The sequence below is a fragment of the Oxalobacter paraformigenes genome (assembly GCF_000158475.2).
In the GTDB taxonomy this organism is placed as follows: domain Bacteria; phylum Pseudomonadota; class Gammaproteobacteria; order Burkholderiales; family Burkholderiaceae_D; genus Oxalobacter; species Oxalobacter paraformigenes.
Map to the genome: position 1 here is coordinate 233,278 of NZ_KI392030.1, position 15,270 is coordinate 248,547.

General features: G+C 52.3%; 13 protein-coding genes. All 13 read left to right on the forward strand.

Features of this window, described 5'->3' with window-relative positions:
• Positions 1–14: 14 nt before the first annotated feature.
• The 13 genes from rsmH to ftsA are packed head-to-tail and all read left to right on the forward strand — an operon-like array spanning position 15 to position 15,244.
• The gene (gene rsmH, locus OFAG_RS01090) at positions 15–980 is read left to right on the forward strand and encodes a 16S rRNA (cytosine(1402)-N(4))-methyltransferase RsmH (protein WP_005878196.1); all 966 of its coding nucleotides are present in this window, start codon (positions 15–17) and stop codon (positions 978–980) included.
• Positions 970–1,242: a cell division protein FtsL gene (gene ftsL, locus OFAG_RS01095; protein ID WP_005878195.1), complete on the forward strand. Its 273-nt coding sequence runs from the start codon at positions 970–972 to the stop codon at positions 1,240–1,242. Before rsmH ends, ftsL begins: the two co-directional genes overlap by 11 nt.
• On the forward strand, positions 1,239–3,011 hold the full coding sequence (locus tag OFAG_RS01100; RefSeq protein WP_005878194.1) for a peptidoglycan D,D-transpeptidase FtsI family protein: 1,773 nt from the start codon (positions 1,239–1,241) through the stop codon (positions 3,009–3,011). The genes ftsL and OFAG_RS01100 overlap by 4 nt, the downstream gene beginning before the upstream one ends.
• On the forward strand, positions 3,008–4,522 hold the full coding sequence (locus tag OFAG_RS01105; RefSeq protein WP_005878193.1) for a UDP-N-acetylmuramoyl-L-alanyl-D-glutamate--2,6-diaminopimelate ligase: 1,515 nt from the start codon (positions 3,008–3,010) through the stop codon (positions 4,520–4,522). The genes OFAG_RS01100 and OFAG_RS01105 overlap by 4 nt, the downstream gene beginning before the upstream one ends.
• Positions 4,519–5,883, forward strand: a complete 1,365-nt coding sequence (locus OFAG_RS01110) for a UDP-N-acetylmuramoyl-tripeptide--D-alanyl-D-alanine ligase (protein WP_005878192.1) — start codon at positions 4,519–4,521, stop codon at positions 5,881–5,883. Before OFAG_RS01105 ends, OFAG_RS01110 begins: the two co-directional genes overlap by 4 nt.
• Position 5,884: 1 nt before the next feature.
• Complete coding sequence (gene mraY, locus OFAG_RS01115; protein ID WP_005878190.1) at positions 5,885–7,054, forward strand: phospho-N-acetylmuramoyl-pentapeptide-transferase; 1,170 nt, start codon at positions 5,885–5,887, stop codon at positions 7,052–7,054.
• Position 7,055: 1 nt separating this feature from the next.
• Positions 7,056–8,552: a UDP-N-acetylmuramoyl-L-alanine--D-glutamate ligase gene (murD, locus tag OFAG_RS01120; protein ID WP_005878188.1), complete on the forward strand. Its 1,497-nt coding sequence runs from the start codon at positions 7,056–7,058 to the stop codon at positions 8,550–8,552.
• A 32-nt stretch (positions 8,553–8,584) separates the two neighbouring features.
• Complete coding sequence (gene ftsW / locus OFAG_RS01125) at positions 8,585–9,766, forward strand: putative lipid II flippase FtsW (protein WP_231371656.1); 1,182 nt, start codon at positions 8,585–8,587, stop codon at positions 9,764–9,766.
• Complete coding sequence (gene murG / locus OFAG_RS01130; RefSeq protein ID WP_005878184.1) at positions 9,763–10,848, forward strand: undecaprenyldiphospho-muramoylpentapeptide beta-N-acetylglucosaminyltransferase; 1,086 nt, start codon at positions 9,763–9,765, stop codon at positions 10,846–10,848. The genes ftsW and murG overlap by 4 nt, the downstream gene beginning before the upstream one ends.
• An 8-nt stretch (positions 10,849–10,856) precedes the next feature.
• Entirely contained in the window at positions 10,857–12,269 is a 1,413-nt protein-coding gene (murC, locus tag OFAG_RS01135; RefSeq protein WP_005878183.1) for a UDP-N-acetylmuramate--L-alanine ligase, read from the forward strand.
• Positions 12,262–13,227: a D-alanine--D-alanine ligase gene (locus OFAG_RS01140; protein WP_005878181.1), complete on the forward strand. Its 966-nt coding sequence runs from the start codon at positions 12,262–12,264 to the stop codon at positions 13,225–13,227. Before murC ends, OFAG_RS01140 begins: the two co-directional genes overlap by 8 nt.
• An 8-nt stretch (positions 13,228–13,235) precedes the next feature.
• Positions 13,236–14,015, forward strand: coding sequence for a cell division protein FtsQ/DivIB (locus OFAG_RS01145; RefSeq protein WP_005878179.1), 780 nt, complete (start codon positions 13,236–13,238; stop codon positions 14,013–14,015).
• On the forward strand, positions 14,012–15,244 hold the full coding sequence (gene ftsA / locus OFAG_RS01150) for a cell division protein FtsA (protein WP_005878178.1): 1,233 nt from the start codon (positions 14,012–14,014) through the stop codon (positions 15,242–15,244). The genes OFAG_RS01145 and ftsA overlap by 4 nt, the downstream gene beginning before the upstream one ends.
• Positions 15,245–15,270: the final 26 nt, after the last annotated feature.

A 15,270-nucleotide genomic window follows, 5' to 3' on the forward strand; every position in this document is an offset into this window, starting at 1 on the left:
AAATGCCGGGGTAAATGGAAGTGCCGGGATTTGTTCATGATTCGGTATTGCTGAATGAAGCTGTCGATGCGCTGGATATCAGCGGGAAGCGTGCTGATGGTGTTTATCTGGACGGGACATTCGGCCGTGGAGGACATAGTCGCCTGATTCTGGAGCGGCTTGGTGAAAAAGGCCGTCTTGTCGCGTTCGACAAGGATCCTGAAGCCGTCAGGGTGGCAAAAGAGATCGGCGATCCCCGTTTCGAGATAGTGCATGGCACTTTTGCCGCTCTTGAAGAGGTGCTTGAAGAAAGAAAAATAAAGGCTATTGACGGGATATTGCTTGATTTGGGGGTTTCTTCTCCTCAGGTGGAAGATGCAAAACGGGGGTTCAGTTTCCGATTGGACGGCCCGCTGGACATGCGCATGGATTCTACGAGAGGAATGTCGGCAAGAGAATGGCTGGCTGTTGAGACCGAGAAAAAAATTGCGGAGGTTATTTATCAGTATGGGGAAGAACGGTTTGCTTTTCAGATTGCAAAGGAGATTGTTGCTGGCAGGGCCATCCAGCCCATTGATAGCACGAAACAACTTGCCCAAATCGTGGCAAGGGCAGTCAAGACTTTTGAAAAGGGCAAAAATCCGGCCACCCGCACATTTCAGGCTATACGGATTTACGTCAACCGAGAGCTCGAGGAGCTGGAAATAGGATTGGAAAAAGCCTGGCAACGTCTGGGTTTGGAGGGGAGAATGTCCGTGATCAGTTTCCATTCTCTGGAAGATCGTATTGTCAAAAGATTTTTCGCCGGAAAGGCCACGGTAAAAATGCCTGACCGGCGTCTTCCGATCCGGGCCAGCGAATTGCCTCGTCCTGAAATGAAGCTGCTGGGCAAAATAAAACCTTCTGCTGCTGAAGTGAAAAGAAATGTCAGGGCACGCTCGGCTATTTTGCGGGTGGCAACACGGGTTGCCTTGCCGGAAGGAGGCGTGAGTGCGGCTTAGATTACCATTCATTCTGGCTGTGTTACTGGGATTATCCGCACTTTTGCTGGTCAACTCCCAGTATCGTGCGCGAAAACTTTTTATCGAGCTGGAGTTTGCGCAAACCCAAACGCGGGAACTGGAGATTGAATGGGCCCAGTTGCAACTGAAACAGTCGACCTTGAGCAAACATGCACGGATTGAGGAAAAAGCGGTAAACGAATTGAACATGACACGCGTTACTCCGGCCAACACCCAGTTTTTGAAGATAAGCACGCCATGATACGCAATATGAAATTTTTGAAAAATTCGCGTGTTGCTGCAGCAAAGGGAGTTTCTTTTTCCGCTACTCCAGAGCTCAAGGTAAGTTTGTCGCCCATGCGCTCGCGGCTGGTGTTGTTCATGCTGTTTCTGGCTTTTGTCGGCTTGATTGCCCGGGCCTTGTGGCTGCAGGGCATATCGACGGATTTCCTGCAAAAACAAGGCGAATCGAGGTATGCGCGAACACTGGAATTGCCGGCTACCCGCGGCAAAATTCTGGACAGAAACGGTCACGTCCTGGCGTCCAGCGTGCCGGTCAAGGCTATCTGGGCAATTCCGGAGGATGTGATGACACAGCCCAGGGATAAAATCGGCAAACTTGCTTCATTGCTGGGCATGAGCCAAAACGCGCTATATGCCAAGCTCGATTCGGACAGAAGCTTTGTCTATCTGAAGCGTCAGGTTGATAACGATGTGGCAGATGAAATCGTCAAACTGGGAATTGCCGGTATTCAGACCCGGAAAGAATACAAGCGCTTTTATCCGGAAGGTGAAGTCATGGCTCATGTAGTCGGTTTCACCAATGTGGAAGATGTGGGACAGGAAGGCATCGAACTCGCTTCTCAGGATGTTCTGGCCGGTACGAAAGGCAGCCGGCGTGTTATCAAGGATCGTCTGGGACATATCGTGGAAGACATTCGGGCTATACGCGAACCGATGGATGGAAAAGATCTGGTCTTGTCCATTGACAGCAAACTGCAGTATATCGCCTACAAGTATCTGAACGAGGCTATTGCCAAACACAAGGCAAAGGCCGGAAGCGTTCTTGTGCTGGATACCCGTACCGGTGAGGTGCTTGCTATGGTCAATATGCCCAGTTTCAACCCGAATGACCGCAGGCGTTTGACCGGAGCGCAGCTCCGGAATCGGGTTATGACGGATACTTTCGAGCCCGGTTCCGTCATGAAGCCGTTGACCGTGGCGCTGGCGCTGGAAAAAGGAAATGTGAAACCGGGCACCATGATACCGACGGGAACGGGAAAAATGACGATCGGCACGGCAACCATCGGCGATACGCATCCGAATGGAACGATTTCTGTCGCTCAGGTTATCGAAAAATCCTCGAATATCGGAACAGCAAAAATCGCCCTGCAAATGAAACCGCAGGAAATGTGGGAAATGTTTACTTCGGTCGGTTTCGGACAACAGCCGCGTTTCGGTTTTCCCGGCGCTGTTGCCGGCCGTGTACGCCCTTTCAAATCGTGGCGGCCGATCGAGCAGGCGACGATGAGTTATGGACATGGCATTTCCGTGTCGCTTTTCCAGATGGCGCAGTCCTACATGATTTTCGCGCGTGACGGCGATATGATCCCGCTGTCCTTTTTGAAACGCGACGAATTGCCGGAAGGCCGTCAGATTATTTCAAAAAAGACCGCACTTGAAATGCGGCAGATGCTGGAAATGGTGACCGGCGCCGAAGGGACAGCGCGCAGGGCGCAGGTGGCCGGTTATCGGGTGGCCGGGAAAACCGGAACGGCTTACAAGATTGAAAACGGGCGATATGTTCGCAAATATGTCGGTTCGTTTGTCGGTTTTGCTCCTGCTTCCGATCCACGCGTCATTATTGCCGTCATGATTGATGAACCGACTGTTGGTCATTATGGGGGGGCTGCTGCCGCTCCCGTGTTCTCTGCCGTAGCGGCCGATACCTTGAGAGCGATGAATGTGTCGCCGGATGCGCAGGTTGACGATCTGCTGTCTGGTGACAAAATGGCGAAGGTGAGCCTATGACTAGCGTGTCTCAGGAATTCCTGCCGGTTGTCAGGTGGCTCAGGGCAGTCTGCCCGAACGGGCAGCTTTTCTCGGATTCGCGTGAAATCGGGGCGGATGGAAATGCTGTTTTCTTCGCTTATGAAGGCGATTCTGCCGATGGCCGCGATTACATTTCCAAAGCCATCGGGAACGGTGCAAAGGCGGTTGTTTTCGAAAAAGAAGGGTTTGACTGGAATCCGGAGTGGAATGTTCCTCATTTGGGTGTGATGGGGTTAAAAGCATGCGCCGCGTCTGTTGCCGCTGCGTATTACGATTATCCGGCACAAGCCATGTTTGTCATCGCCGTAACCGGAACCAATGGCAAAACGTCGTGTACACAGTGGCTTGGCCAGTCATTGTCGGCACTGGGGAAAAAGACGGCCGTAATCGGTACGCTGGGAGTGACGGTTTTCGTTAATGGCCAAGGCGGCGTTCCTGAAGAGACGGGGTATACCACTCCCGATCAGGTTCAGTTACAACGCATTCTGGCCAAATTGCGCAAAGAAAGCGTCCAGTGCGTTGCAATGGAAGCCTCATCCATAGGGATCGATCAGGGGCGGCTTAACGGTATTCCGATCGATGTGGGCCTGTTTACGAATTTTACCCGCGATCATCTCGATTATCACCATGATATGGCTTCGTATAAAGCGGCCAAGCGCAAACTGTTCGATTGGCCGGGATTGAAACACGCTGTGCTTAATCTCGACGACCCGATGGGCAGGGAATTGGCAACTGCTCTGAAGACCAGGATATCGTTGACCGGCTATACACTGGAAAACGCAGATACCGCTATTCCTGTTCTGAAAGCCTGCGATATCCGTCATCGGACAAGCGGTATCGAGTTCAGTATCGACTCTTTTTCGGGATCGGCCCGCATCAGAACCCGGCTGATCGGCCGTTTCAATGCCAGTAATGTTCTGGGTGTGCTGGGCGTTTTGCTGGCTGCCGGCATTCACTGGGACGACGCTGTCCGGACTTTGGGCGATCTGTTACCACCTGCGGGACGGATGCAGCAGATGGGCGGCAAAAATGCGCCGCTTGTGGTGATCGATTTCGCGCATACACCCGATGCCATGGAAAAAGGGCTGGCGACATTAAGGCATGTCGCCAATGAAAGAAATGGCAAGTTGTGGTGTGTCTTCGGTTGTGGAGGAGACCGGGATCAAGGCAAACGGCCTCAAATGGGATCGGTATCCGAAACAGCGGATTTTGTTATCGTTACCAGCGACAATCCCCGTAGTGAAGACCCGAAAGAAATCATGAAACAGATCATTTCGGGAATGGAAAAAGAACCGCAGGTATACGAGGACAGGGCGATGGCCATTTTGCAGGCTGTGCGGCAGGCTTCGCAAAACGATGTGATTTTTCTGGCGGGCAAGGGACATGAAACCTATCAGGAAATAAAAGGGGTGAAGCTTCCGTTTGCCGACGCCGATCACGTCGCGCTGGCTTTGGCGTCGCGAGTCACGAACAAGAAGGTGGCTGTATGAAAACGACGCTTTCACAGATCAGGCAATGGGTACGGGGGAGCAGAATAACTGCCGATACCCTTTTTGAGGGAATATCGACTGATAGCCGACATGTACAGCCCGGCAATTTGTTTATTGCATTAAAGGGCGAAAATTTCGATGCGCATCAGTTCCTGGCGGAACTGGCTGATAAAAAGGTCGCGGCCGTTCTTGTCGAACGTGTGCCCGAAAATTATCCGCTGCCGGCAGTGATCGTTCCTGATACCCGTCTGGCGATGGGACAAATTGCGCAAAACTGGCGGAGCAGATTCGGCATACCGGTTGTCGGGGTGACCGGAAGTAACGGCAAGACCACTGTAAAGGAAATGATCGCATCCATTTTCAGAACGGCTTGGGGGGAAAATTGTCTGGCGACTTCGGGCAATTTCAATAACGACGTTGGGGTACCTCTTACGGTTTTCCGGCTGAACGAAATGCATAGGGCTGCCGTCATCGAACTGGGGATGAACCACATCGGAGAAATGGCTTATCTGGCCTCTATCGCACAGCCGACTGTCGGACTGGTCAATAATGCGCAGCGTGAACATCAGGAATTCATGCAGAGTGTTGAAGCTGTCGCGCGAGAGAACGGGACGGTTATCCGCATGTTGCCGGAAAATGGAATCGCCGTTTTTCCGGCAGACGATGCCTATTCTTCCTTGTGGGCCGGTTATGCGGGTGGCCGGCAGACCATGACTTTCGGTTTTTCAAAGGATGCCGATGTGTCAGCGGCTTACCGGATTGAAAAAGGAAAAACCAGGCTTGTCATGTCTCTTGCCGGAGAACAGGTTGAAATGTCTTTATCGACGAGTGGACGGCACAACGTCAGAAATGCCATGGCGGCCGCTGCTTGTTGTCTTGCCGCAGGAATCGGCAAGCTGGAGATTGCCGAAGGCCTGGAAAAATTTGTGCCGGTTCGCGGGCGGCTGGAAAGGAAAACAGCTTTTAATGGCGCCCTTCTGATTGACGATACCTACAATGCCAATCCGGATTCGGTGCGGGCGGCAATTGATGTGCTGGCCGATATGCCGTCCGATGGAATTTTTGTGCTGGGGGATATGGGAGAAGTGGGGGAAGAAGGAGAACGTTTTCATGCAGAAGTTGGCGCGTATGCAAGAGAACGCCGGATAAACCACTTTTTCACTTTTGGTGAAATGGCGCGTTTTGCTTCAGAAGCTTATGGAAAAGAGGCACGGCACTTTATGGATCTCGAAGAAATGAACGGCGTTTTGAAAGCGTTGGTTAAACCGGATATGGCCATATTGGTAAAAGGTTCGCGTTTCATGAGAATGGAACGGGTCGTGGAACAATTGATGAATGACATGAACAGGGAAGGTCGTTGATATGCTGCTTTGGCTGGCACAGTTTTTTCAACAGGATTTGGGTCTGCTGAGGATTTTCGGCTACATTTCCTTCCGCGCAGTCTTTGCCACGTTAACGGCGCTGTCCATCGGTTTGGTGGCAGGCCCGGCTGTTATCCGTCTGTTGACAAGACTGAAAGTCGGCCAGGCTGTACGAACGGATGGCCCCCAGACTCATCTGGTCAAGTCGGGAACGCCGACTATGGGCGGCCTTCTGATTCTCATTGCCATTGCCATTTCGACACTGTTGTGGTGCGATCTTTCCAATCGCTTTGTCTGGGTCGTTCTGATCGTGACGATGGGATTCGGCATTATCGGCTGGGTCGATGACTATCGCAAAGTCGTTTACAAGAATCCGAACGGGATGTCCTCACGCGAAAAATATTTCTGGCAGTCGCTGATCGGAATCATGGCTGCTGTCTATCTGGCGTTTGCCGTGTCAGGGCAATCCAATTTTGAAGTCTGGCATCTTTTCATTGAATGGGTAAAGTCCGGATTCAGTATGAATCTTCCTCCCAAGGCGGATTTCATTATCCCGTTTTTCAAAACCGTCAGTTATCCGCTGGGCGTTTGGGGGTTTATCGCCCTGACCTATTTCGTCATTGTGGGCACAAGCAATGCGGTCAATCTGACGGACGGACTGGATGGACTGACCATCATGCCGACGATCATGGTGGGAACGGCACTGGGCGTTTTCGCTTACCTGACAGGACACTCGGTTTATTCCCGTTATCTTTTTATTCCTTACATTCCCGGGACGGGCGAGTTGCTTGTTTTCTGCGGTGCCATGGCGGGCGCGGGTCTGGCTTTTCTGTGGTTTAACGCGTACCCGGCGCAGATGTTCATGGGAGACGTCGGTGCGCTGGCATTGGGTGGCGCGCTGGGAACGATAGCCGTGATTGTCCGGCAGGAAATCGTACTGTTCATCATGGGGGGCATTTTCGTAGTGGAAACGGTTTCCGTCATGATGCAGGTAACGTATTTCAAATATACGAAAAAAAAATATGGTGTCGGACGCCGCATTTTCCTGATGGCGCCGCTGCATCATCATTTTGAACAGAAAGGCTGGAAAGAAACACAAGTGGTTGTCCGTTTCTGGATTATTACCATGATTCTGGTTTTGATCGGTTTGTCGACTTTGAAGATTAGATGATATGAATCTGGCAGGCAAAAAAGTACTCGTGTTGGGGCTCGGAGAATCCGGGTTGGCGATGGCGCGCTGGTGCGCGTATTGCCAGGCAAACATTTGTGTCGCCGATACGCGTGAAAATCCTGACAGATTGCCCCGATTGCGGCAAGAGATTCCGGAAGCGGAGTTCGTCGCCGGTCCGTTTGCTCTGCTGGACTTTGAAAATTTCGATCTTGTCGCAGTCAGCCCCGGTTTGCGTCCTGATGTTGAACTGAAAGAAATCCTGGCTTTTGCCAAAGAACATGATGTTCCCGTCTGGAGTGAAATCGAAATGTTCGCACAAGCGTTGAAGGGGCTTGAAAAAGAACGGCAATACAGACCGAATGTTATCGCTGTGACGGGAACAAACGGCAAAACGACGGTCACCAGCCTGACCGGACACATGTGCAGGCGGGCTGGCAAAACCGTTCGTCTGGCAGGCAATATCAGTCCGGCCGCACTCGATGTCTTGCTCGACGTTATCCGAAAAGACCAATTGCCGGAAATATGGGTTCTCGAACTGTCGAGTTTTCAGCTGTTTACGACATACAGCCTTGAAGCGGATACGGCAACGGTTCTGAATCTCACGCAGGATCATCTTGACTGGCATGGCAGTATGGAAGCGTATGGGGCTGCCAAGGAGCGGATTTTCGGAGAAAAAACCGTGCGAGTGCTGAATCGCGGGGATGAAACCGTCATGCAGATGCGAACGTCGCAGGCACCGGTTGTGAGCTTCGGAACGGATGAACCGTCTGAACCCGGTTCTTACGGTTTGCACCTCGATCGGGATATCGAATGGTTGTCCGTTATGTCTCCTCGCGAAGAGGAAGCGCTCAGGAAAAACAGGAAGAACGCTGTGCAGCAGGAATACAGGATCCAGAATCTGATGCCGGCCGGTGCATTGCGGATTCGCGGGCGGCACAATGCCAGCAATGCGCTTGCCGCTCTGGCTTTGTGTCGGGCCATCGGTTTACCCTTTGCTCCTCTTCTTCAGGCTTTGCGCGAGTATCCTGGAGAACCGCATCGCGTCGAACTGGTCGCTATCGTGAAAGATGTCGCCTATATCGACGACAGCAAGGGAACCAATGTCGGTGCAACGGTTGCTGCCGTCAAGGGGCTGGGCGAAAGTGAAGCTCGGGAAGAACGAAGAATCATTCTGATTGCCGGTGGTCTTGGCAAGGAGCAGGATTTCTCGCCTTTATCCCATGTTGTGTCCCGATATGTCAAGGCTGTGTTGCTGATTGGAAAGGATGCCCATCTGATTCATGACGCTCTTTCGTCAGCAGGTGTTGAACAGATTTATTGCGATTCGCTTGAGCAGGCTGTCTTGCGCGGATCGGAGATTGCGAGAAAAAACGATATCGTGCTCTTGTCGCCTGCATGCGCCAGCATGGATATGTTCCGCAATTATGCTCACCGTTCGGAGGTTTTCGTTTCACAAATCCGCCAGCTGGCCGGTACCGCCGGGGAGGTGACGCCATGATCCTGCAATCGGTGAAACGCTTTTTCGGCAGCATGAAGGGAACGATGGACAATCGTTCGTCTTCTGCCAAGAGCGCCAAAATGATGAGGTTCGATCAGTATCTGATATTCGCGGTTTTAGCCTTGCTGTTTCTCGGATTGATCATGGTTTATTCCGCTTCCATCGCTTTGCCTGATTCGCCGAAATACGCCAGTTACCGGAACGAACATTTTTTTATCCGGCAGGCTGTATTCATCGTGCTCGGACTGGTTGCGGGATTCATGATGTTCCGGGTTCCTATCGATACCTGGCAGAAATACGCCCCTCTCCTGTTCGTGATCACGCTTTTTCTTCTGATGCTGGTTTTGATACCGGGGATCGGAAAAGGCGTCAATGGAGCGCGACGCTGGCTTTCGTTCAGAATTTTCAATTTGCAGCCTTCCGAACTGATGAAGCTGTTCATTGTCATGTATGCCGCCGATTACACCGTCAGAAAGCAGGAATTCATGCATAAACTGACAAAGGGATTTTTGCCGATGGCAACGGCGCTCGGCCTGATTGGCCTTCTTTTGTTGCTGGAGCCGGATCTTGGGGCTTTAGGCGTCATTATCTGTATTGCCATGGGCATTCTTTTTCTGGGCGGTTTCAACGGTGTCTGGTTTGGCGGTATCGCGGCGACGCTGGTGGGCATTTTCAGTATGGTGATTCTCATGTCGCCATGGCGGAGAGAACGGATTTTTGCGTATTTGAATCCCTGGGATGAGGCCAATGCGCTTGGAAAAGGTTACCAGCTTTCGCATTCGCTGATCGCGTTCGGTCGCGGGGAGATTTTCGGAGTGGGGCTGGGAGGCAGCGTTGAGAAACTGCATTATTTGCCCGAAGCGCATACGGACTTCCTGATGGCTGTGGTAGGTGAAGAACTGGGGTTTGTCGGCGTTCTGGCGGTAGTGGCCATTTTCTACTGGATTGTGAAACGGGCGTTTGAAATCGGACGGCAGGCTATTGCCATGGACCGGATTTTTGCGGGTTTGCTGGCTCAGGGTATCGGAATCTGGATCGGTGTGCAGACGTTCATCAATATGGGGGTCAATCTTGGCCTCTTGCCGACAAAAGGGCTGACCTTGCCTTTGATGAGTTATGGAGGGTCGGGAATTGTCATCAATTGCATGGCTATGGCTATTCTGTTGCGCGTCGATTATGAAAACAGAAAGATCATGAGAGGAGGACGGACATGAATGCCCGTAAAAGACTCATGGTTATGGCAGCCGGAACGGGAGGGCACATCTTCCCGGGCCTTGCCATCGCCTCGACCATGCAGCGCGAGGGATGGGACGTTACCTGGCTGGGAACACAGCATGGCATGGAAGGGAAGATCGTACCGTCTCACGATATCGAGATGGACAGTATTGATTTTGCCGGCTTAAGGGGCAAGGGGCTGATGCACATGCTCAAAGGCGGTGTCCACTTGCTGACCGGTTTCATGGCGTGTCATGGGATCATGCGCAGGCGCAAGCCCGATCTGGTGGTGGGGATGGGAGGATATGTCACGGTACCGGGCGGTATGGCGGCAAGAATGCTCGGCATACCGATTGTGCTGGTCAATGCGGACGCGAGACTGCTTTTATCCAACAAGACGTTGGCCTCTTCCGCGAAGCACGTATTGTTCGGTTTTCCGGGCGACTATGGCGAGTTGGCTTCAAAGGCTGTCTGTACCGGCAATCCCGTTCGGCCGGAAATCAGGAATTTGCCTGAGCCGGAAAGCCGTTATATGAAACGTGACGGCGTCCTGAAAATAATGGTAGTGGGGGGAAGCCTTGGCGCAAGGGTTTTGAACGAGTGTTTGCCCGCCGCGCTGGCATTGCTTCCGTTCGAATCCAGACCCAAGCTCGTTCACCAGACCGGGAGACAGCATGTGGCGGAAGTTCGCCAGTTGTACAGAAAAGCGCAGGTTCATGCCGAAGTGGTTGATTTTATCGACGATATGGCCGCCCGGTACGCTGATGTCGATCTGGTGATATGCAGGGCGGGAGCGATTACGGTAACCGAACTGACCTCGGCCGGAGTGGCCAGTATTCTCGTGCCTTTTATCGCTTCCAGTACATCGCATCAGAGGGACAATGCCTTGTTTATGGACAGGGAGGGGGCAGCAATCCATTTGCCTCAATCGGAACTGACGCCGGAATTTCTGGCACGACTTTTGAAAGATATGACCCGCAAAAAATGTATGGAAATGGCAAAAAAGGCTTATTCGCTCGGTAAAAGAGATGCCAATGAAAGAATCGCTGAAGTTCTGATCAGAACGATTAACAGGAAATAGATTGTCGTATGAAACATAAAGTCAAGAAAATTCATTTTGTCGGAATCGGCGGCAGCGGGATGAGCGGCATTGCGGAAGTATTGCTCAATCTTGGTTACGAAATTACGGGTTCGGATCTGACAAGCAATTCCTCAACCCGGCATCTGGCCGCTCTGGGTGCGCAGGTCATGCTTGGGCATGCTCCGGAAAATATCGAAAAAGCCGATGCTATTGTGGTTTCAAGCGCCATCAGGGATGACAACCCGGAGGTGCTGGCTGCGCGCAAAAAGAATGTTCCGATTGTTCCACGAGCCGTCATGCTGGCCGAACTGATGAGGTTGAAAAGGGGTATCGCCATTGCGGGAACGCACGGGAAAACGACGACAACCAGTCTGGTCGCCAGCGTTCTGGCTGAAGGGGGATTCGATCCGACTTTCGTTATCGGCGGGCGCCTGAACAGTGCCGGGGCCAATGCCGGACTCGGAGCGGGCGATTTCATTGTGGCGGAAGCCGATGAATCGGATGCTTCCTTTCTGAATCTGAATCCGGTTATCGAAGTCATTACCAATATTGATGCCGATCACATGGATACGTACGGTCACGACTTTGCAAGGCTGAAACAGGCATTCGTCGAATTTACGCAGCGGTTGCCGTTTTACGGCCGGGTCATGCTGTGTATCGACGACAGTAATGTACGCGAAATCAAACCGTTCATTTCAAAACCGATCACGACGTACGGCTTTCATGAGGATGCGGATGTTCGGGCGATTGACGCGAGGGCGGAAGGCACCTTGATGATATTTACCGCTTTGCAGAAAGGGCATCCTCCTCTGGAAATCTGTCTGAATCAGCCCGGTATGCACAATGTCCAGAATGCGTGTGCCGTCATAGCGATAGCCCGTGAGCTCGGTATTGAGGACAGCGCCATACAAAGGGCCATGGAAAAATTTACCGGAGTCAATCGCCGCTTCACAAGACTCGGAAAAATCCGCTTGCCGCAGAAAGATGGGGAAAAAATTGCGGAAGTGGAACTGGTAGATGACTACGGCCATCATCCGTCGGAAATGGCGGCGACGCTTGCCGCGGCAAGAGGGGCATATCCCAACCGGAGGCTGGTTCTGGTATTCCAGCCGCACCGTTATACAAGAACGCGCGATTTGTTTGAGGATTTCGTCAAAGTGTTGTCGGCAACGGACGTATTGCTGTTGGGTGAAGTCTATCCGGCAGGCGAACAGCCAATTATAGCAGCGGACGGAAGAACGCTGGCCCGGACCATCAGGGTGGCCGGCAAGGTTGATCCGGTATTTGTCGAAGATATCGCCGAAATGCCGTCTGCGGTTTTGAATGTTATCGAGGATGGCGATGTGGTGATTACGATGGGCGCCGGTTCGATCAGTAGCGTTTCGGGAAAACTCCTGGAAAAGGCGTTGAGTTATGCATAAAGTGAAAAAAATGGATTCGCTTGGCAAGGTAGGCGTTCTGTATGGCGGAAAGTCGGCAGAGCGGGAAGTGTCTCTCGTTTCCGGAAAAGCAGTTTGTGAGGCCCTGAAAAGCAGGGGGGTCGATGCGCATCTTTTCGATACCGGGATAAACGATCCGGCCAGATTGCAAGACGAAAGGTTCGATCGCGTCTTTATTGCACTGCATGGCAGATATGGAGAAGACGGTTGCATGCAGGGCATGCTGGAACAGATGCAGATTCCTTACACCGGCTCCGGGGTGCTGGCTTCGGCTATCGCAATGGACAAAATCATGACCAAACGGTTGTGGCTGGCAGAAGGTTTGCCCACTCCCCGCTATGTGGAACTGAAGGCGGATTCCGATTCCGGCAAAGTGATGGCTCATTTGGGATTGCCGTTGATTGTCAAACCGGCTCATGAGGGGTCGACGCTGGGGCTGACCAGAGTAAAACAGGCGGACCAGCTGGCGGATGCTTATGCGCTGGCGTCGAAATACGACCGTTCGGTACTGGCGGAAGAATTTATTAAAGGTATGGAACTGACGTGTGCGATTCTCGAGCTGGATGGCAAGCCGCAGACCTTGCCGCTGATCCGGATTATCGCTCCGGACGCGAATTACGATTACCACAACAAGTACTTTAACGACAAGACCCGGTATCTGTGTCCGTGCGGACTGGATGCCGAAACAGAAGAAAAGATCCGGCAGTGTGCCTTAAAGAGTTATCAGGCATTGGGTTGTCGGGGATGGGGGCGCGTCGATGTGATATTGCGTGCCAGTGATAATGAGCCGTTTTTGCTGGAACTGAATTCGTCACCGGGCATGACAGGGCATTCGCTTGTGCCGATGGCCGCGCGTCAGGCCGGTTTGAGTTATGAAGATTTATGTCTGACGCTTTTGCAGTCGGCAACACTGGATCATTTGAAACACAGAGAGAAGTGAAACGCGCTATGTGGCACAACGTTCGGGCATTGAATGCGATATCGAATACCTGCCTGGCCATATTTTTTCTGGCGGTGGGGGCAGGTATTGTCAGCTGGCTGATCCAGAAGCCGGTGTATGCCCTTCAGACGGTCAAGGTACAGTCGGCCAACGGGGAAACGTTAAAACATGTCAATGCCTTGACGGTCAGAAGCATAGCGTTGCCGAATATAAAGGGGAATTTTTTTACAGTCGATTTGAATGAAGTCAGGACGGCGTTTGAAGCGGTGCCCTGGGTCAGGGAAGCCAGTGTGAGAAGAGAATGGCCAGACAGACTGATCGTTTCGCTGGAAGAGTATCAGCCTTTGGGCATTTGGGGAACGGAAGGGCAGTTGCTCTCGACCAAAGGCGATCTGTTTACAGTAAACATGGCTGAGGCGGAAGAAGATTACGATCTTCTGAAATTTTCCGGGCCGGCAGGAAGCGAGAAAGAGGTGCTGGCCCGTTACGAGGATTTTTACAGACGATTTTCGGAAGTTCAGCTGTTTCCCAAGGAAATCAGGCTTTCCGAACGGTATGCCTGGTCTGTCAAACTGGACAATGGCATGCGGATCGAATTCGGCCGTGAAAAGGATCAGAACACGATGAACAATCTGATGAATCGTTTGATGGAAGCGTATCCACAACTGGCGGAGAAGACAGGGAACGGTATTGAAAATATCGATATGCGTTATCCGAACGGAATGGCTTTGAAAGCGAAGGGAAAACTTCCTGCATCAAGTCTTAAACAAAATAGTGTGGCGCTATGAGTAAAGAGCTTAAAAATTTGATTGTCGGTCTGGATATCGGTACGTCCAAAGTCGTCGCTGTCGTTGCCGAGGTTTTGCCTGACGGCAGGCATGAAGTCATTGGTTTGGGACAGCATGAATCGAAGGGGTTGAAAAAAGGCGTCGTCGTCAATATCGAGGCAACCGTCGAATCGATTCAGGCCGCGCTTGAGGAAGCGGAGCTGATGGCGGATTGCAAGATAAGAAATGTCTATACAGGCATTGCGGGCAGCCATATCCGCAGTTTCAACTCGCGCGGTATGGTGGCGATCAAGGACAAGGAGGTGACGGCGGCCGATGTGGCACGGGTCATTGAAACGGCCCGTGCCGTGAATATCCCGACGGATCAGCAGTTTTTGCATACGGTTTCGCAGGAATTTGTCGTTGACAATCAGGAAGATGTCCGCGAGCCGATAGGCATGAGCGGTATTCGTCTTGAAGTGAAGGTGCATATTGTGACCGGCGCCGTTTCCGCTGTTCAGAATATCGTCAAATGTATTCGCCGTTGCGGTCTGGAAGTTTCTGATCTGATTCTTCAGCCCCTGGCATCTGCGGACGCTGTTCTGACCGAGGATGAAAAGGAGCTGGGCGTTGTATTGATTGATATCGGAGGCGGAACGACCGATATTGCCGTTTTCACCGAAGGAGCGATCCGGCATACGGCGGTTATTCCTATTGCAGGCGACCAGATCACCAACGATATTGCCATGGCGCTCCGTACCCCGACGCTGGAAGCGGAAGAAATCAAGAGGCGTTACGGTATTGCCAAGCAGGTCCTGGTCGATCCGGCTGAAACGATCGAAGTGCCAGGGCTGGGAGACCGGGGGCCGCGGACGCTTTCCCGCCAGATGCTGGCGGCGGTGATCGAACCGCGAGTGGAAGAATTGTTCGCGTTGGCGTTGCAGGTCGTCAGGGAATCCGAATATGAGGAAGTCCTGTCGTCGGGCGTGGTATTGACGGGGGGAACGGCGCTGATGCCGGGTATTGCCGAGCTGGCCGAGGATATTTTCTTAAAGCCGGTGCGCCTGGGCATTCCGCAATACAGCGGACAATTGGCCGATGTTGTCCGGAGTCCGCGTTATTCGACAGCGCACGGCTTGCTTGCCGAAGCGAAGAAGCAGTATTTGAGAGGTACGGTCGTCACGAAGCAGCAGGGATCAACCAAGGCGATACTGCAACGGATGAAAGAATGGTTTATGGGGAATTTCTAGTTTTGACAGGAATTGGACGTTTAATT

What these genes read in the sequence shown, in the direction of transcription:
- rsmH (WP_005878196.1), top strand. Translation starts at nt 15, where the DNA reads ATGGAAGTGCCGGGATTTGTTCATGATTCGGTATTGCTGAATGAAGCT.
- OFAG_RS01140 (WP_005878181.1), top strand. Translation starts at nt 12,262, where the DNA reads ATGCATAAAGTGAAAAAAATGGATTCGCTTGGCAAGGTAGGCGTTCTG.
- OFAG_RS01110 (WP_005878192.1), top strand. Translation starts at nt 4,519, where the DNA reads ATGAAAACGACGCTTTCACAGATCAGGCAATGGGTACGGGGGAGCAGA.
- OFAG_RS01100 (WP_005878194.1), top strand. Translation starts at nt 1,239, where the DNA reads ATGATACGCAATATGAAATTTTTGAAAAATTCGCGTGTTGCTGCAGCA.
- murD (WP_005878188.1), top strand. Translation starts at nt 7,056, where the DNA reads ATGAATCTGGCAGGCAAAAAAGTACTCGTGTTGGGGCTCGGAGAATCC.
- murG (WP_005878184.1), top strand. Translation starts at nt 9,763, where the DNA reads ATGAATGCCCGTAAAAGACTCATGGTTATGGCAGCCGGAACGGGAGGG.
- ftsA (WP_005878178.1), top strand. Translation starts at nt 14,012, where the DNA reads ATGAGTAAAGAGCTTAAAAATTTGATTGTCGGTCTGGATATCGGTACG.
- OFAG_RS01105 (WP_005878193.1), top strand. Translation starts at nt 3,008, where the DNA reads ATGACTAGCGTGTCTCAGGAATTCCTGCCGGTTGTCAGGTGGCTCAGG.
- OFAG_RS01145 (WP_005878179.1), top strand. Translation starts at nt 13,236, where the DNA reads ATGTGGCACAACGTTCGGGCATTGAATGCGATATCGAATACCTGCCTG.
- murC (WP_005878183.1), top strand. Translation starts at nt 10,857, where the DNA reads ATGAAACATAAAGTCAAGAAAATTCATTTTGTCGGAATCGGCGGCAGC.
- ftsW (WP_231371656.1), top strand. Translation starts at nt 8,585, where the DNA reads ATGAAGGGAACGATGGACAATCGTTCGTCTTCTGCCAAGAGCGCCAAA.
- mraY (WP_005878190.1), top strand. Translation starts at nt 5,885, where the DNA reads ATGCTGCTTTGGCTGGCACAGTTTTTTCAACAGGATTTGGGTCTGCTG.